We start from the raw sequence: 15,733 nt of genomic DNA, 5'->3' as shown, positions 1-15,733 counted from the left end.
GGGTCAGGGCCACTTGGGCTCGCCGCACGCCACGACGGGCCCGTCCAGCACGCCCAGCCTCTCCAGCAGCGTGATGAACGTGGTCGCGTACGGCGACTTGGCCGTCACGGCGGCCACCCGCGGCCAGTCCACCTGCTCCCGCAGCGCGCGCACCTGCGCCAGCAGCGCGCCGTAGTCGCAGGCGTGCTCCGACAGCGGCAGCAGCCAGGAGATGACCAGGTCGGTGGCCTCCAGCACGGGGACGATCACCGCCGACGCCTTCAGCGGCTCGGCCCGGTCGAGCAGCTCGTCGGTGATGGGCAGGTCGGACACCCGGAAGATGAGGTCCACCAGCCGCCCCTCGTCGTACGCCTTGACCAGCCAGTCCTCCGGCGGCTTGGCCGTCTGGAAACCCAGCCCGCGCAGCGCCTCCAACGCGGCGGGCACGTCGTGCTCGGTGAGGACGAAGTCCACGTCGTGCAGCGAAGGGGCCGCCCCCCGCGCGTACGCGGCGCATCCGCCGGCCAGCGCGAACTTGACCCCGGCGTCCTTGAGCCCCGAACTCGCGCGCTTGAGCGTGTCGAGGATGGCGTCGGTGACCGCGTGGCCGTGGCTACTCATGTGAACGGGCTACCCGAACGATGGTCGGCTAGACGTTGGATGCGAGGGCTTCCGGGTAGCGCCTGAAGCTATGACCGAAATCCTCGAGAAGACCGAACAGTCCTACGAAGGCGATCATGACCGGCCGCTGGGCGGTTACGCCGGGATTCTCAGCGCGTACGGCGGGACTGTCGGCGTGGCCGCCGTCGCGACGCTGCTGGCCGGGCGGCGGGTCCCCGACCATGTCGGGGTGATGGACCTGCTGCTGATGGCCGCGTGCACGCACAAGGTGTCGCGCCGCCTGGCCAAGGACCCCGTGACCAGCCCGCTGCGCGCGCCGTTCACGCAGTACGAAGGCCCCGGCGGCCCCTCTGAGGTGCAGGAGAAGCCGCGCGGGGCGCTGGGCGAGCTACTCGCCTGCCCGTTCTGCCTGGCGCAGTGGGTGGCCACCGGGTACGCCGCCGGCCTCGTGCTGGCTCCCCGCGTCACCCGGCTCGTGGGCGCGACCATGACGGCGGTGGCGATCTCGGACTGGCTGCAGCTCGCCTACGCGAAGCTGATGAAGTCGGCCGAGTAGTCCCCCGCTTACCGGACCCGTGGCAGGACCTCGCGCTCGTAGAAGTCGAAGAACGCGTCCTGCTCCGGGCCGATCTGGTTGACGTAGACCTCGTCGAATCCGGCGTCCACGTACTGCCGGATGGCGCGGGCGTGGACCTCGGGGTCGGGGCCGACCGGGCTGCCGTTCACGGCCTCGTCCTCGGTGACCGACTCGGCGAGCTGCCCGAAGTGTCGGGGCAGCGGCAGGATCTGGGAGGCCTCGCCCTTGATGCCCTGCGTGGGCCACAGGCGGTGCACGGTCTTGCGGGCCGAGCCCTCGTCGGCGGCGTAGCAGGCCTTGAGCCCGCCGAGCGCCGGCTTGCCGGTGCCGCCCGCCTCGCGGAAGGCCCGTACGGAGTCGGCGTCCGGCGCGGTGGAGACGTAACCGTCGGCCAGGCGGCCGGCCAGCTCCGTCGACTTCCGGCCCAGCCCCGACATGAGGATGGGCGCCGGCTCCTCCGGCAGCGTGTAGAGCCGGGCGGTGTCCACCTGGTAGTGGCGGCCCCGGTGGGTCACCAGCTTGCCGGTGAACAGCTCCCGCATCAGCTCGACGGCCTCCTCCAGCATCTCCAGCCGCTCGCTGAGCGGGGGCCAGCGGGACTCGATCACGTGCTCGTTGAGCGCCTCGCCGGTGCCCACGCCGAGCCGGAAGCGGCCGCCGGTCAGCGCCGCCGTGGTGGCCGTGGCCTGGGCGATGACCACCGGATGGGTACGGATGAGGGGGCACGTCACGGCGGTGGTGATGGGCAGGGACGTGGCCTCGGCCAGCGCGCCGATCACGGACCAGACGAACGGGGACTGCCCCTGCTCGTCCAGCCAGGGATGGAAGTGGTCGGAGATCCAGAGGGCCTCGAAGCCGGCGCGCTCGGCGGCCTTGGCCTGGCGTACCAGCTCTTTCGGGCCGTGTTCCTCGCACGACAGGAAATAACCGAAGGTCGTCATAACTTTTCCCCTGCCCGCCGCCCCAGGGGGAAACATGTTAAGCGGTCGTTCCTGAGGGCAGTTGCAGGCCCATGGCTACTTTGCTCTGGATCATCGCGGTTATTCTCGTCATCTCCGGGATCTACGTGATCCTGGCCAGGCGCGACCTGCTCTGGGGGATCGTTCTCATCGTCCTCGGATTCCTGGTCGGCCCGGGCGGGGTCAGCATCTTCAATGTCTAGGGGGACCATTCACCCGGTTCCCCACCCGTTTCGCCGCCGGGCCGATCCCCGAGAACGGTCCGGCGGTGCACTAGTTTTGTCGAAATATCAGTAGTGGCGCCCCTCCATTCCCCTTCCGAGGGAATGAGGAGCGAGTGAGCCAATATCCGCCGTTCAGCCGCTACGAGACCGGGGCTGCCTCGGCGAGAGTCCGTGACCAGCTCCAGCGGCTGCGTCGTCAGATGCGCGACCAGGCCATCCTGGACGAGGCCACCGCCCGCCTCGCGACCGAGCTGAACATCCGCCCGGTTGAGGCGGCCGAGCAGCTCGCCAGGATGGCCCGGCACAGCGGGCTGGCCCCGATCGAGGTCGCCCGGGGCATCGAGCGCCCGTCAGAGGAGGCCGGTGGCCCGCTCGACGTGCCCGTCTGGGTGCGCGGCATGCTGGAGGCCGTCCACGCCTCCGCCCTCTACCTCACCCCTGTCCACGACGCCACGGGCCGCGTCGTGGACTTCCTGATCCTCGCGGCCAACCGGCACGCCAGGACCGTGGCCGGCCGTACGGCCGCGGAGCTGGCGGGGCAGCGGCTCATGGCGGCGAGCCCGGGGGTGGCCGGCTCCGGTCTGCTCGACGACTACATCGCGGTCTACGAGAGCGGCGAGCCCGTGCACCGGGAGGCGCTGGAGTTCGTGGAGGTGCTGGACCACCTGCTCTGGCCGGCCACGCTCAGCGTGCGCGCGGCCCGGGTGGATGACGGGCTGCTGGTGAGCTGGCGGCCCCTCGACGACGAGGAGTTGCTCGTCGCCGGCTGGGAACGCGCCCAGCGCCTGGCCGAGCTGGGCTGGGGCGAGTGGAACCTGGCCACGGAGCGCACGCTGTGGACGCCGCAGATGTACGAGATGCTCGGCCGCGACCGCTCCGACGGGCCCATGTCGCTGGAGGAGCTGCCGGCCTCGGTGGTGCCCGACGACCTGCCGATCGTCGAGGAGCACCTTCGCTCGCTGCTGGAACACCGGGAGGCGGTCGAGAACGAGTTCAGGATCCAGCACCGGCACGGCGTGCGGCACCTCTGCGTGTACGGCGAGCCGATCCTCGACACCGACGGCGTGCCGGTCAAGGTGCGCTTCCTGGTCCAGGACGTGACCAGGAACCGGCGCAGGGAGCGGGCCCTGGCCGTGGCGCACGAGGCGCTCTCGCAGCGCCGGCGGGCCGAGGAGGAGCACGACGTCACCGTCCGGCTGCAGGACACGATCCTGCCGTTCCGCCGCGGGCTCATCCAGATGCCGGGGCTGACCATCGGGGTGCGCTACCTGCCCGGCGAGGAGCTCGTCCGGCTGGGCGGCGACTGGTTCAAGGCCCGCCACCTGCCCGACGGCAGGGTGCTGCTGGCGATCGGGGACGCGATGGGGCACGGGCTGACGGCGGCCAGCCTCATGATCCAGATGCGTGCGGGCCTGGCCGGCCTGGCCTACACGGGGGCGTCCGCGGACCAGCTCGCCACCTGGCTGAACGACCTCATCGTGCACTCCGGCCAGGGCGTCACCGTGACCGGCACCGCGATCATCGGCCACTTCGACCCGGAGGAGCGCACGTACCGCTGGACGAACGCCGGCCATCCGGCTCCTGTGCTGATCAGGGACGGCCGGGCGCGGCTGCTGGACCCGGCGCCGGGGCTCATGCTGGGGGCCTTCGACGTCACCGAGTACGACCTGACCACCACCCGGCTGGAGCCCGGCGACTTCCTCATCCTCTACACCGACGGGATCGTCGAGCGGCGCGGGCAGGACATGGCGGCCCGGATGGACGCGCTGATCCAGGCCGCTCACTTCTGCTGCGGCGACGATCCGGAGGAAGTGATCGCCTGCCTGCTCAAGCGCCTGGGGGGCGAGGCGGCCGAGGACGACGTGTGCGTCCTCGCCGTACGGGTGCTCTAGCCGCCCTCGCTGGTGGGGGGATGGTCAGCCGCCCTCGCTGCGGTAGCCGTCCTCGCACTCGAGGCAGTAGACGGCGTAGGCCTTGCCGAGCACCGGCAGCGCGACGTTACGCACCCTGATGCCGCCCGGCGTCATGCCCTTCTCGCTGCCCTTGTGCGCGTGCCCGTGCAGGATCAGGTCGGCCCCGGCCGTGTCGACCGCCTCGGCCAGCAGGTAGCTGCCGAGGAAGGGGTAGATCTCGTGCGGCTCGCCCTCCAGCGTCTCCTTGATCGGGGAGTAGTGCGAGAGCACGATGCGCTCGTCGGCCACGATCTCCTTCAGCGCGACCTTCCACGCCTCGGCGATGTAGCGCGTGTGGGAGACGAAGTTCTTGATCTCGCGCTCGCCGAACTCGCTCGCGCACTTGCCCGCGTACCCGCCGCCGAATCCCTTCCCGCCGACGACGCCCAGCTTCTTGTCACCGCACTGCACCACGACGCCGTCGTCGTCGAGCACGATGACGCCGGCGTCGCGCAGCTCGGCGGCGATCTCGTACTGCAGGTCGGAGTGGTAGTCGTGGTTGCCGAGCACCGCGACCACCGGTATCGGCAGGCCGCGCAGCTCGTCGGCCACCACCCGGCCCTCCTCCAGTGTGCCGTGCCGGGTCAGGTCTCCCGCCAGCATGAACACGTCCGCGCGGTCCTCGATGCCCTCGAGCCTCTTCCTGTACTGGCCTTTGACGTCCTCGCCCAGGTGAATGTCACCCACGGCCGCTATGCGAAGGTCAGTCAAGATGCTCATCCTCCCCTGGCTCGGTGAGGTCCACCACGTTGATCTCGTTGTGCACGTGGAGCTCGGGCGCGGCCTCGTGCGCCACCTGGCCGAGCCGCTCGCGCTGCTCGGGACCGCTCACCTGACCGCGTAGGAACAGCTGGTCGCCTCTTATGTCGACGCGGATTCCGAGCTCGTGCGTGCGTCCGTCCTCGGCCAGCGCCTGCTGGACACGGGCCGCGACGTACTGCGGAGCTTCCATCGCTCGCCTCCTTCTTCTGTCGGCGCATGCCCGGCTATGAACAGCTCAAACGGCACGTATCAGCTCAATGACCGCGCGTTCCACCGGGCCCGCCGTGGCGAGCTGCCCGAAGTCGGCGTCCGCTCCCAGCTCGGTCAGCGCCGCCGCGATGGTCCTGTCCTGGTCGTACGCCTCCACCACGCGCGGGTCCACGTACGACGCCCTGGCCACGGTCGGCGTGTTGCCCAGGTATTCGGCGACCTCGCGCATCACCCGGGTGACGGCCCGCTGCTTGCTCGTCCGCCCCGCGTGCCGGGCCGGCCGGGACACCGCCAGTCCCACGGCCGCCAGGACGGTGGCGTGCCAGGTGCGGAAGTCCTTGGCGGTGACCTCGTACCCGATGATCTCGCGCAGGTACTCGTTGATGTCCTCGCTCCTGATGTCGCTCCACCCGCCCTCGTGCCGGTAACGCAGCAGCTCGCCCTGCTCGCCCAGCGCCTTGAGCGCCCTCAGCACCTTGCACGCCCCCGGATCGGCCACCTCGACCTCGCGGGCCACGTCGCCCTTGGCCTGGTAGGAGCAGGTGACGATACCGCTGGCGCAGGTCACGTGCTCCATCCTGAGCGTGGCCAGCCCGTAGGTGTCGTAGCTCTCGCCGCCGATGCGGAAGAAGCCGATGTCGAGCAGCCGGGCGGCGGCGGCCAGCACCCGCTGCCGGGTCAGCCCGCGCCCCTTGAGCTGGTCGTCCACGGCCTTCCTGAACGCGGGCAGCCGCTCGGCCACCTCCAGCACCCGGTCGAACTTGGCCCGGTCCTGCTGCTCGCGCCACACGTCGTGGTAGCGGTACTGCCGCCGCCCCGCGGTGTCCGTCCCCACGGCCTGCAGGTGTCCGTCGGGCGACGTGCAGATCCACACGTCCTGCCAGGCCGGCGGGATGGCCAGCGCCTTGATCCGCGCGAGCGTGGCGGGGTCGCGCACCGGGCGGCCGTCGGGCCCGGTGTAGCTGAAGCCGCGCCCGCGCCGGCGGCGCGCGATGCCGGGCTCGCTCTGGTCGCTCGGGCGCAGGTCGGCGTAGGAATCTCCGGCCGGCGACGCCGCGTGGGGATCTGGCTCGGGCACGGAGGGGCGCTACCCAGGACGTTAGGCAACAAACGGGACGGGCAGGTGAGCGGCATGGTTGACAAAGGAGAATGGCACGAGGAGCGGGACCGCAAGGGCCATGCGATGGTGCCCGCCACCCCGCGCGATGTGGTGCACATCAGGGTGGGGTCGTTCATCCTGGTGTTCCTGTTCGCGTTCACGGTGCTGGGGATCATCACCGGGGCGCACGTCATGGCGGGCATCGCCGTCGTGCTGGCCATCGCCACGATCGTCGACATCACACTGGCCGTACGCCGCCAGAAGCGGCGCCACGACGGAGAGGCGGGCTGATCTCGGCATGGCACCACTTCGAGGGCGGGTAGTCGTGGTGACAGGAGCGAGCGGCGGGGTCGGGCGCGCGGTCGCCCGCGAGCTGGGCGCGCGGGGTGCCAGAGTGGCCCTGATCGCCCGGGGCACGACCGGCCTGGGCGCCGCCGCCGTGGACGTCGGTACGGAGGGCGGGACCGGCCAGGTCTACGAGGCCGACGTGGCCGACTACGAGCAGGTACGGCACGCGGCCGAGCGCATCGAGACGGAGATGGGCCCGATATCCGTCTGGATAAACACCGCCTTCTCCTCCGTGTTCGCGAAATTCACCGACATATCCCCAGACGAGTACGAACGCACCACCGCCGTCACCTACCTGGGCTACGTCTGGGGCACGAAGGTGGCCCTGGACCTCATGCGCCCGCGCAACGCCGGCGCGATCGTCCAGACGGGCTCGGCCCTGTCACACCGCGGCATCCCGCTGCAGTCGGCCTACTGCGGGGCCAAACACGCGATCAAGGGCTTCTCCGAGTCGGTCCGCACGGAGCTCATGGCCGACGGCAGCAACGTCCAGGTCACCCTCGTGCAGCTCCCGGCGGTCAACACCCCGCAGTTCGACTGGGTCCTGTCCAAGCTCCGCCGGCACCCCCAGCCCGTTCCCCCGATCTACCAGCCCGAGGTGGCGGCCAGGGCCATCGTGTACGCCGCCGAGCACCCGGAGCGCAAGGAGTACTGGGTGGGCATCAGCACGGCGGCCACCCTCCTGGCCCAGCGCGTGGCCCCGGCCCTGGTGGACCGCTACCTGGCCAGGACCGGCGTGCAGTCCCAGCTCACGGACGAGAAGGAGCCCAGCGGCGTGTCCAACCTGTGGGAGCCGGCCGACGAGTCCGAGGACTACGGCGCCCACGGCTCGTTCGACCACCGCTCGCACGCCCGCAGCCCCCAGCTCTGGCTCTCCCAGCACCGCCGTCCGGTCCTGCTGTCGCTGGCCGGGGGCGTGGCGGCGGCCGGCATCGCCGCCCTGCGCCGCCTCAGGCGCTCCTGACCCCCCTTCTCCCGGGGCGCCCGCGCCGAGTTAAGCGCGGGCGTCGGGGTAGGCGGGGCAGAAACCGTCTCGAGGAGGTCATGATGCCTGAACGCGATCTTCAGTACCTGGCCGAACTGGCGGCGCAGTTGCGCGTCGATTCCGTACGTGCCGCCGCCGAGGCCGGTTCCGGCCATCCGACCTCGTCCATGTCCGCCGCCGACCTGATGGCGGTGCTGTTCGCCTGCCACCTCCGCTACGACTTCGACGACCCCGACAACCCCGCCAACGACCACCTGATCTTCTCCAAGGGGCACGCCTCTCCCCTGCTCTACTCCCTCTACAAGGCGGCCGGCGTGATCAGCGACGAGGAGTTGCTGTCGTTCCGGCGAAGAGGCAGCCGTCTGGAGGGCCATCCCACGCCCCGGCTGCCCTGGGTGGACGTGGCCACGGGTTCGCTGGGGCAGGGACTGCCGGTCGGGGTGGGGGTGGCGATGGCCGGGCGGCTGGAGCGGGTCCCGTACCGGGTCTGGGTGTTGTGCGGTGACAGCGAGCTGGCCGAGGGGTCCATCTGGGAAGCCGCCGAGCACGCGGGCGACGAGGGGCTGGCCAACCTGACGGCGATCGTGGACGTCAACCGGCTCGGGCAGCGGGGGCCCACCCGGCACGGATGGGACACGGGGGCCTACGCGCGCAGGTTCGGGGCGTTCGGCTGGCACACGATCGAGATCGACGGGCACGATCCCGGGCAGATCGACTACGCGCTCAGCGACGCCCGCAACACGCGCCGGCGGCCGACCGTGATCCTGGCCAAGACCCGCAAGGGCGAAGGGGTGCTCGAGGTCGAGAACCGCGAGGGCGCCCACGGCAAGGCGCTCAAGGATCCGGACAAGGCCGTGGAGGAGCTGGGCGGGGCCCGGACCGTGCGGGTCGAGGTGCACGGGCCCGAGCAGGGGTCCGCGCCGTACCGGTTCGAGAGCAACGGGATGGAGCTGCCCTCCTACCCGGTGGGCGAGAAGGTCGCGACGCGCACGGCGTACGGGGAGGCGCTGGCGGCGCTCGGCGCCGCCCGGGGGGACGTCGTGGCGCTGGACGGCGAGGTGGCGGACTCGACGAAGACCGAGACGTTCGGCAAGGAGTTCCCCGAGCGGTTCTTCGAGATGTACATCGCCGAGCAGCAGCTCGTGGCGGCCGCCATCGGGCTGCAGGTGCGGGGCTGGAAGCCGTTCGCGGCCACGTTCGCGGCGTTCCTGACCCGGGCGCACGACTTCATCAGGATGGCCGGCGTGAGCCGGGCCTCCATCCGGCTGGTCGGCTCGCACGCCGGGGTGGCGATCGGCGAGGACGGCCCGTCGCAGATGGGCCTGGAGGACCTGGCCATGTTGCGGACCGTGCACGGCAGCACCGTGCTCTACCCGTGCGACGCCAACCAGACGGCCGCCCTGATCGCCGAGATGGCCGACCTGGAGGGTGTGTCGTACCTGCGGACCACGCGGGGGGACACGCCGGTGATCTACCAGCCGGGTGAGCGGTTCACGGTGGGCGGGTCGCGGGTGCTGCGGCACACGCCCGGCGACCGGGCCACGATCGTGGCCGCCGGCGTGACCGTGCACGAGGCGCTGGCCGCGGCCGACGAGCTGCACGAGTCCGGGATCCCGGTGGGGGTGATCGACCTGTACTCGATCAAGCCCGTCGACACGGCCGTGCTGGTCGAGGCGGCCACCACCACGGGCAACCTCATCACGGTCGAGGACCACCGGATCGAGGGCGGGCTGGGCGACGCGGTGATGGACGCGGTGAGCGAGCTGGGGCCGCGGGTGGTGAAGCTGGCCGTGACGGGGCTGCCCGGTTCGGCGACCCCCGAGGAGCAGCTCGCCGACGCCCGCATCGACCGCGCCGCCATCGCCGAGGCCGTCAAGCGGCTGCTGTGACTTCCCCCGCGGTGACTCCCCCTGCGGTGACTCCCCCTGCGGTGACTTCCCCTGTGACTTCCCCTGTGATTTCCGCGGAAGTGACGTCGGGCGGGCATGGATGAGGGCCGACGAAGCTCGCCGGCCCTCTGATCAGCGCGACGGTCCGCGCCATGGTCCCTGCCACGGTTCGCGCGGCGGGCCGCGCGACGGTCAGCGGGACTTCGCCGTGGCCTTCCTGTTCGCCTTCTTGATGGCACCCACCAGCTCCTGCTTGGTCATCTTCGACCGGCCGCGCACGCCGAGCTTGGCGGCCACGCCCTGCAGGTGTTCCTTGCTGGCGTTGGCGTCCACGCCCTCGGCCGTCCGGCCGGAACGGTCGGTCGCGCCCTTGTCCGAGGGCCCCTTCTGCGCCTTCGGCTCCCAGTGGTCGCCTACCTTCTCGAAGGAGTGCTTGAGCGCGGCGAACGCGGTCATGTGCGCGCGCCGCCCCTCGCCGTACTCCTTGACGGCCGAGTCGTGCGCCTTGATCCACGTGTTCTGCGCCTTCTTGGGCGAACGCTTGATGGTCGACGGCAGCTCTTCAACGGCTGGCATGTCGATTCACCTCCTACAGCGGTGGTTCGTCGTAGTGGCGGCGCTCCTCGTACACGGCGGTCCGGCGGGTCTCAGGCTCCTCGTAGACCTCGTGGCGGTGGACCGGCTCGTCGATGGGGCCGACCGCCCTGCGGGTGACGCTGATCCTGTATATGCCGAACAGGAGTCCGGCCAGACCACCCAGCATGAGGATGACGCCCACTACGTTGATGTCGAGACCGGCGAGGTCGAACTCGACGGCCCAGGTGAGGATCGCACCGAGCATGATGAGGATGATGCTTCCGGCGATGGTCATCAGATTTACCTCCTTGACACGAAGGAACCTCTATCCACATGTCGAAAAACAAACCAGTCGTGATGATCGGGCTCATGGGCTCCGGCAAGACGACCTCCGGCCGGCTGATCGCCGAGGCCCTCGGGCTGCCGTTCACCGACAGCGACCAGTACCTCGAGGAGAGGCACGGCGGCACCTCCGCGCCGATCGCCGCCAAGGAGGGAAAGGAGGCGCTGCACCGGTACGAGGCCGAGCACGTGCTGGACGGGCTGGCGGGCGAGCCGAAGGTGATCGCGGCGGCGGCCAGCACGGTGGAGAGCCCTCAGGTGCGCGAGGCGCTGCGCGCCGCGTTCGTGGTCTGGGTGGACGCGGCCGACGAGGTGCTGGCCGAGCGGATGCGCACCAGCACGCACCGCCCGGAGTACGCCCCGGCGGCGATGCGGGCCCGCCGCGAGCCGTACTTCCGGGCGGTGGCGGACCTGGTCTGCGACGTCGGCGTGATGAGCCCCGAGCAGGTGCGGGACGCGGTGCTGCGGAAAATGGGTTTGCCCGAGGTTGATCGCGACTGATAGCCAGAGGGGATGTTCGCCGAGAAACCCACCCTGAAGGGTGAGCGCGTGACGCTGTGCCCGGTCGGCCCCGAGCACATCGCGGGCCTCATCGAGCTGGTCTCCGACCCGGAGGTGCACCGGTTGACCGGCTCGCACGGGGAGTTCGACGAGGCGCGGCTGCGCCGGTGGTACGCCACCCGCGGCGACCACGCCGACCGCCTCGACCTGGCGATCATGGCGGACGGCGAGTTCGTCGGCGAGATCGTGCTCAACGAGCTCGACGCCGGCAACCTGTCCTGCAACCTGCGCATCGCGCTGATCGGCCCCCGGGCCTTCGGCAAGGGTTACGGCACCGAGGCGATCGAGCTGCTCCTCGACCACGCCTTCGGCACGACGCCGCTGCACCGGATCCGGCTGGGCGTCTACGCCTTCAACGACCGGGCGCGGCACGTCTACAAGAAGGTCGGCTTCGTCGAGGAGGGCGTCGAGCGCGACGCGCTGCTGTGGGACGGCGAGTGGCACGACGCCGTGCTCATGGCCGTGCTCCGGCCGGACTGGCAGGCGAGATCCCGGAGCCTGGCATAATGATCATGACACATGGGTCCCCCGAGGCGCGCGGGGGACCTGTGGCGTCATTCCGGACAACCAATGGGCGGTGTCGTGCATCTAAGCATCAGTGACGATGCGCTTGGTGCCCGGTGACCCCGAGAGGCTCGGCGGCTACTGGCTGTCGGCCAGGCTCGGCGCGGGCGGGCGCGGCATCGTCTACGACGCCTACGACGACGAGGGGCGAAGGTTCGCCGTCACCGTGCCGCGGGGCGAGGTCGGGCGCCGGTTCGAGCGGGTGACCTGCCGCCACCTGGCGGAGGTGGTCGCCGTCGGGTCAGACGAGGGCGTCCCCTACGTGGTGAGCGAGTTCGTGAACGGGCCCGACCTGCGGCAGGCGGTCGAGCTGAACGGGCCGTACGCGGGTGACGAGCTGGTCGCGCTGGCCGGGGCGCTGGCGGTCGCGCTGGCCGCGTTGCACGAGGCCAAGCTGACCCATCGGGGGCTCAACCCGGAGAGCGTGCTGCTGGCCGACGACGGGCCCAAGGTGATCGAGCTGGGGCTGCCGGCCGCCGCACCGGTGGGCGGGACGTGCACGTACCTGGCTCCCGAGGTCCTGACCGGGCAGGCCGCCGAGGCGGCGGCCGACGTGTTCGCGTGGGGCGCGGTGGTGCTGTTCGCGGCCACCGGGCGCGATCCGTTCCGCGGTGACAGCCTCGGCGGGATCATGCACCGCCTGCTGACCGTCGACCCCGATCTGAGCTGCCTGCCGGACCCGCTGTGCGAGCTGGTGGGGCGGGCGCTGGCCAAGGATCCCGCCGACCGGCCCGCGGCGGCCGAGCTGCTGGTCGAGAGCGAGGCCGGGCTGCGGCCGCCCGAGGCGTACACGCGGACGCGGTCGCTCGGCGAGGTGGCCGAGGCGGCCTACCTCTCCCTCACGCCCCGCCAGCAGGAGGAGGTGCCGGGGCTGCTGCTGCGCCTGCTCGACGGCGACAGCCCGCACGACGAGGGCGACGTGCTCGGCCCGCTCATGGAGGCCGGCCTGCTGGTACGCCGCAGCGTACGCGTGCCACCCGCCGAGACCGCCGTGGGCAAGCTCGTGGCCGTCAGCGACAACCGGGTGGCCCCGGCCAGCGCCGCGCTCTACCGCGCCTGGCCCCGGCTGCGCGGCTGGGTGGCCGACGAGCGCGAGGGCATGCCGGTGCACCGGCGCATCCGCGAGGCCGCCCGGCACTGGTCGGAGCACCGGCGCGGCCGGAGCCACCTCTTCCGGGGGCGGGAGCTGGACACGGCGCTCGGCTGGGCCGCGACCAAGCGCCGCCACGTACGTCTCAACCAGCTCGAACGCGACTTCCTCAACGACAGCGTGGCCCTGTCCAAGCAGCGCAGGAAGCTCCTGATCCCCTCGCTGGCGACGGTGGCGGGCGTGCTGGCGGTCGCGGTGACGATGACGGTCGTGTCCGTGCACGGTCAGAACGACCTGCGCGGCCGGCTGATCGACGCCGACGCCCGCGCCGTGGCCGCCAGGGCGGAGGCGATGCGGACGTCCGATCCGCGCACGGCGATGCGGCTGAGCGTGGCCGCCTGGCGGATGTCGCCGGTGTTCGAGGCGCGGGCGGCGTTGCAGGCGTCGCTGGTGCAGCCGGAGCTGGGGGTGTTCACCGACCCCGGGGCGGACGCGCGGGCGCGTTACCTGCTGCGCGGGGACGAGCTGGTCCGGTGGGACACCGGCTCCGTCACCGTGTGGGACGTGGCCGGGGGGCGGCGGGTGGCGTCGTACGCGCTGCCCGCGGGGAGCACGGCGCTGAGCGACGACGGCCGCTACGCCGAGCTGACCGCCGGCCGGACGTTCGACGTGACCACCGGGCGGGCCCCCGCCGAGACCGTCTACGCGATCAGCCGGGGGAACCGGACCCGGGTCTACCGGGGCACGCGGGTGCTGTTCGACGTGACCGACCGGAAGGTGGCCCTCTCCCCCGACGGGACCCGGGCGGCCCTCTCCGGCCTGAACGGGCGGGTCGAGCTCTGGGAGCTGGTGCCGCGCCGGGTCAGGACGGGGGTCGTGCAGGTCGAGCCGCTCACGGGAGCGGACGCGGCGGCGCCCGCCCTGGCGTTCAGCCCCGACGGGGCCACGCTGGCGGTGGCGGGGCGCGACGGGGTCACGCTCGTGGGCCCCAGGGACGCGGCCCGTACGGGACGGGCGAACACCCTCCACGCCCCAGCCCCGTCCGGCACGCCCGCTCCCCCCGGCACGAACGACGTGCTGGCCAGCGCCCTCCCGGCACCACCACCCGACACGGCGGCCCGGCCGACCGCGTCCCAGAACCCTGGCGCCACCGCCGCCCCCCAGGCCCCGGACACCACCACGGGTGCGCCGCCGAGCTCCGGGGTGGTCGCCATGCCGACCCCGGGAGCGTCCCAGGGCCCGCGCGCGACCGCACCGCAGACCGCCGACACCTGGGTGCCCGCCACCACCGGCTCAGATCGTGTGCGGACCTTCCGCGTGAAGGGCGGCCCGTCCGCCGACGCGGGACCACCGGAGACGCGCACCACCATCGCGGACACCCGCGACCCCGCCCCCACGGCCGGGCGAACCCGCCCGACCGGCACCACGGGGACGACCCGCCCCGACGGCCGCGCCACCGGACCCGACAGCGCCACCACCGGAACGGCCCGGTCGGGTTCCCGAGACCCCGGGACGACGACCGCGACCCCGGACACCCGCCCGACCGCGGCGGACAGCCGCACAACCGGAGACGCCAGCCACCCGACCTCGGCGGACAGCCGCACGACCGGGCCCGACAGCGGTGCGACCGGAGTCGACAGCGGTGCGACCGGAGTCGACGGGCGGGCCACCGGGGCCGACAGCGCCACCCGGGCCGACGGCAGCGGGATCGGGGCGGTCAGCGGGAAGACGCGGGAGCCGCAGGTGGGGCGGCTGGGCAGTGGCGATCCGGAGGCAGGCCGGTCTCAAGGGCGCGACCCCGGGGAGCCGAAGGACCGGGCATGGGGCGTGGAGGTGGTGGACGGGCTGGAGGCCACCCCGGGCTCGTCGGCCGGCCCGCTCGTCTTCAGCCCCGACGGCCACCTGCTCGCCCTCCCCGGCGACGGCGAGGTACGGGTCTGGAACGTGGCCGAGCGCCGCCTGGCAGGCTCCTACCCCCTGAAGGACCCCGGCCACGGCCTGGCGTTCTCCGCCGACGGCCACTCCCTCCGCTACCTCAGCGGCATCGGCTCGGTGGTCTCGCTCGACGTCGCCGGCCTGCCGGTCCCGTCCGACGACGGCCACATCGCGGCCTTCTCCGGCAACGGGCGCGTCGCGGCCAAGGAGGTCGGCAACACCATCGAGCTCACCGACACCGAGGAGCGCAGGAAGCTGGGGCGCGTCACCGCCGCCGGCGACCTGGCCTTCGACGCGGCGGGCCGGCTGCTGGCCGTGGCGGGCGACCCGGTGACCGTGTGGGAGGTGACCGGCGGCAGGCAGGTGACCACCATCGAGGCGGGCGGCGACGTACCGGCCGTGGCTCTCTCCCCTGACGGCGGCACGGTGGCCACCGCGCGTGGCCACACCCTGGAGACGTGGGACGTGCGCACGGGGCGGCGGATCAAGGTGTATGAGGGCGCGGGCGACCTGGCGCTGGCCTTCAGCCCGGACGGCTCGACGCTGGCGGCCGGCGCCAAGCTGCTCGACCTGCGTACCGGCCAGGTCACCCCGCTGGTCCTGGCGGCCAGGGCCGGCGACGGGGCGGCCGCGACCGCGCTGGCCTTCTCGCCGGACGGGCGCAGGCTGGCGTTCGGGCTGGAGGGCGGCCGGGTGCTGCTGTGGGACGTACGCGAGCGCGTGCCGCTGGGCACGATCGAGACCGGCACGGCCCCGGTGGACGAGCTGCGCTTCTCCCCGGACGGCGGCCTGCTGGCCATCGACGCCACCCGTACCTCGCTGTGGGACACCAGGTCGCTGCGCGAGGTCGGCCAGGTGGGTTCGTGGGCCGCCGGGCCGGCCTTCAGCCAGGACGGCCGGCGGTTGCGCGGCGTGGCGCTCGACGGCACCGTACGCGAGATCGCGGTCGATCCCGCGCTGACCGCGCAGGAGGTGTGCGCCAGGGCGGGCGGCCAGCTGAGCAGGGCGGAGTGGTCGCGGCTGATCCCGGAGAGCGGCTACCAGGACGTCTGCTGACAGG

16 protein-coding genes are annotated in these 15,733 nt (G+C 72.2%); 9 read left to right on the top strand and 7 right to left on the bottom strand.

Annotated elements, in window-relative coordinates; all coding sequences use genetic code 11:
* Positions 1–3: 3 nt before the first annotated feature.
* Positions 4–600 carry a nucleotidyltransferase gene (locus AB0J69_RS11030; RefSeq protein ID WP_364115303.1) on the bottom strand — a complete coding sequence of 199 codons (597 nt, stop codon included), beginning with the start codon at positions 598–600 and terminating at the stop codon, positions 4–6.
* A 70-nt stretch (positions 601–670) separates the two neighbouring features.
* On the opposite strand from AB0J69_RS11030, the gene AB0J69_RS11025 reads away from it, so the two are divergent.
* Positions 671–1,156: a DUF1360 domain-containing protein gene (locus tag AB0J69_RS11025; RefSeq protein ID WP_364115301.1), complete on the top strand. Its 486-nt coding sequence runs from the start codon at positions 671–673 to the stop codon at positions 1,154–1,156.
* An 8-nt stretch (positions 1,157–1,164) separates the two neighbouring features.
* Here the strand turns inward: AB0J69_RS11025 and AB0J69_RS11020 are convergent, their stop codons facing one another.
* Positions 1,165–2,118, bottom strand: a complete 954-nt coding sequence (locus AB0J69_RS11020) for a TIGR03557 family F420-dependent LLM class oxidoreductase (RefSeq protein ID WP_364115299.1) — start codon at positions 2,116–2,118, stop codon at positions 1,165–1,167.
* Between the two features lie 71 nt (positions 2,119–2,189).
* Between AB0J69_RS11020 and AB0J69_RS11015 the strand changes: the two genes are divergently transcribed.
* Both AB0J69_RS11015 and AB0J69_RS11010 read left to right on the top strand, forming a co-directional pair.
* Positions 2,190–2,339: a GPGG-motif small membrane protein gene (locus AB0J69_RS11015; protein ID WP_165959640.1), complete on the top strand. Its 150-nt coding sequence runs from the start codon at positions 2,190–2,192 to the stop codon at positions 2,337–2,339.
* Between the two features lie 134 nt (positions 2,340–2,473).
* Complete coding sequence (locus tag AB0J69_RS11010) at positions 2,474–4,252, top strand: SpoIIE family protein phosphatase (RefSeq protein ID WP_364115297.1); 1,779 nt, start codon at positions 2,474–2,476, stop codon at positions 4,250–4,252.
* Between the two features lie 24 nt (positions 4,253–4,276).
* Here the strand turns inward: AB0J69_RS11010 and AB0J69_RS11005 are convergent, their stop codons facing one another.
* The 3 genes from AB0J69_RS11005 to AB0J69_RS10995 are packed head-to-tail and all read right to left on the bottom strand — an operon-like array spanning position 4,277 to position 6,362.
* Complete coding sequence (locus AB0J69_RS11005; RefSeq protein WP_364115295.1) at positions 4,277–5,023, bottom strand: metallophosphoesterase; 747 nt, start codon at positions 5,021–5,023, stop codon at positions 4,277–4,279.
* The gene (locus AB0J69_RS11000) at positions 5,016–5,264 is read right to left on the bottom strand and encodes a BON domain-containing protein (protein ID WP_364115293.1); all 249 of its coding nucleotides are present in this window, start codon (positions 5,262–5,264) and stop codon (positions 5,016–5,018) included. The genes AB0J69_RS11005 and AB0J69_RS11000 overlap by 8 nt, the downstream gene beginning before the upstream one ends.
* Positions 5,265–5,309: 45 nt before the next feature.
* On the bottom strand, positions 5,310–6,362 hold the full coding sequence (locus tag AB0J69_RS10995; RefSeq protein ID WP_364115291.1) for a DNA topoisomerase IB: 1,053 nt from the start codon (positions 6,360–6,362) through the stop codon (positions 5,310–5,312).
* Positions 6,363–6,416: 54 nt separating this feature from the next.
* Between AB0J69_RS10995 and AB0J69_RS10990 the strand changes: the two genes are divergently transcribed.
* The 3 genes from AB0J69_RS10990 (at position 6,417) to AB0J69_RS10980 (ending at position 9,605) form a co-directional block, all read left to right on the top strand.
* Positions 6,417–6,674, top strand: a complete 258-nt coding sequence (locus AB0J69_RS10990) for a hypothetical protein (RefSeq protein ID WP_364115289.1) — start codon at positions 6,417–6,419, stop codon at positions 6,672–6,674.
* A gap of 7 nt (positions 6,675–6,681) precedes the next feature.
* Positions 6,682–7,695 (top strand): SDR family oxidoreductase, encoded by a 1,014-nt coding sequence (locus AB0J69_RS10985; protein WP_364115287.1) that lies wholly within the window; start codon positions 6,682–6,684, stop codon positions 7,693–7,695.
* 80 nt (positions 7,696–7,775) lie between these two features.
* Positions 7,776–9,605: a transketolase gene (locus AB0J69_RS10980; protein ID WP_364115285.1), complete on the top strand. Its 1,830-nt coding sequence runs from the start codon at positions 7,776–7,778 to the stop codon at positions 9,603–9,605.
* A gap of 192 nt (positions 9,606–9,797) precedes the next feature.
* Here AB0J69_RS10980 and AB0J69_RS10975 read toward each other — a convergent pair whose 3' ends face one another.
* A complete protein-coding gene (locus AB0J69_RS10975) occupies positions 9,798–10,181 on the bottom strand; it encodes a ChaB family protein (protein WP_364115283.1) in 384 nt (127 codons plus the stop codon).
* Between the two features lie 13 nt (positions 10,182–10,194).
* The gene (locus AB0J69_RS10970) at positions 10,195–10,476 is read right to left on the bottom strand and encodes a hypothetical protein (RefSeq protein WP_364115281.1); all 282 of its coding nucleotides are present in this window, start codon (positions 10,474–10,476) and stop codon (positions 10,195–10,197) included.
* Between the two features lie 38 nt (positions 10,477–10,514).
* Here AB0J69_RS10970 and AB0J69_RS10965 point away from each other — a divergent pair, with 38 nt between their 5' ends.
* From AB0J69_RS10965 to AB0J69_RS10955, 3 genes are all read left to right on the top strand, one after another.
* On the top strand, positions 10,515–11,024 hold the full coding sequence (locus AB0J69_RS10965) for a shikimate kinase (RefSeq protein WP_364115279.1): 510 nt from the start codon (positions 10,515–10,517) through the stop codon (positions 11,022–11,024).
* A gap of 12 nt (positions 11,025–11,036) precedes the next feature.
* Complete coding sequence (locus tag AB0J69_RS10960) at positions 11,037–11,591, top strand: GNAT family protein (RefSeq protein WP_364115277.1); 555 nt, start codon at positions 11,037–11,039, stop codon at positions 11,589–11,591.
* A gap of 97 nt (positions 11,592–11,688) precedes the next feature.
* On the top strand, positions 11,689–15,729 hold the full coding sequence (locus AB0J69_RS10955) for a protein kinase (RefSeq protein ID WP_364115275.1): 4,041 nt from the start codon (positions 11,689–11,691) through the stop codon (positions 15,727–15,729).
* The last annotated feature ends 4 nt before the right edge of the window (positions 15,730–15,733 follow it).

It is taken from the genome of Nonomuraea sp. NPDC049709 (assembly GCF_040674815.1).
Classification (GTDB): Bacteria; Actinomycetota; Actinomycetes; order Streptosporangiales; family Streptosporangiaceae; genus Nonomuraea.
This window is presented reverse-complemented; position numbering and strand designations above follow the sequence as displayed.

Excerpts from the sequence above, each read along its gene's own strand:
- AB0J69_RS11030 (WP_364115303.1), bottom strand. The coding sequence starts at position 600 with ATGAGTAGCCACGGCCACGCGGTCACCGACGCCATCCTCGACACGCTC.
- AB0J69_RS11025 (WP_364115301.1), top strand. The coding sequence starts at position 671 with ATGACCGAAATCCTCGAGAAGACCGAACAGTCCTACGAAGGCGATCAT.
- AB0J69_RS11020 (WP_364115299.1), bottom strand. The coding sequence starts at position 2,118 with ATGACGACCTTCGGTTATTTCCTGTCGTGCGAGGAACACGGCCCGAAA.
- AB0J69_RS11015 (WP_165959640.1), top strand. The coding sequence starts at position 2,190 with ATGGCTACTTTGCTCTGGATCATCGCGGTTATTCTCGTCATCTCCGGG.
- AB0J69_RS11000 (WP_364115293.1), bottom strand. The coding sequence starts at position 5,264 with ATGGAAGCTCCGCAGTACGTCGCGGCCCGTGTCCAGCAGGCGCTGGCC.
- AB0J69_RS10990 (WP_364115289.1), top strand. The coding sequence starts at position 6,417 with ATGGTTGACAAAGGAGAATGGCACGAGGAGCGGGACCGCAAGGGCCAT.
- AB0J69_RS10985 (WP_364115287.1), top strand. The coding sequence starts at position 6,682 with ATGGCACCACTTCGAGGGCGGGTAGTCGTGGTGACAGGAGCGAGCGGC.
- AB0J69_RS10980 (WP_364115285.1), top strand. The coding sequence starts at position 7,776 with ATGATGCCTGAACGCGATCTTCAGTACCTGGCCGAACTGGCGGCGCAG.
- AB0J69_RS10975 (WP_364115283.1), bottom strand. The coding sequence starts at position 10,181 with ATGCCAGCCGTTGAAGAGCTGCCGTCGACCATCAAGCGTTCGCCCAAG.
- AB0J69_RS10970 (WP_364115281.1), bottom strand. The coding sequence starts at position 10,476 with ATGACCATCGCCGGAAGCATCATCCTCATCATGCTCGGTGCGATCCTC.
- AB0J69_RS10965 (WP_364115279.1), top strand. The coding sequence starts at position 10,515 with ATGTCGAAAAACAAACCAGTCGTGATGATCGGGCTCATGGGCTCCGGC.
- AB0J69_RS10960 (WP_364115277.1), top strand. The coding sequence starts at position 11,037 with ATGTTCGCCGAGAAACCCACCCTGAAGGGTGAGCGCGTGACGCTGTGC.
- AB0J69_RS10955 (WP_364115275.1), top strand. The coding sequence starts at position 11,689 with ATGCGCTTGGTGCCCGGTGACCCCGAGAGGCTCGGCGGCTACTGGCTG.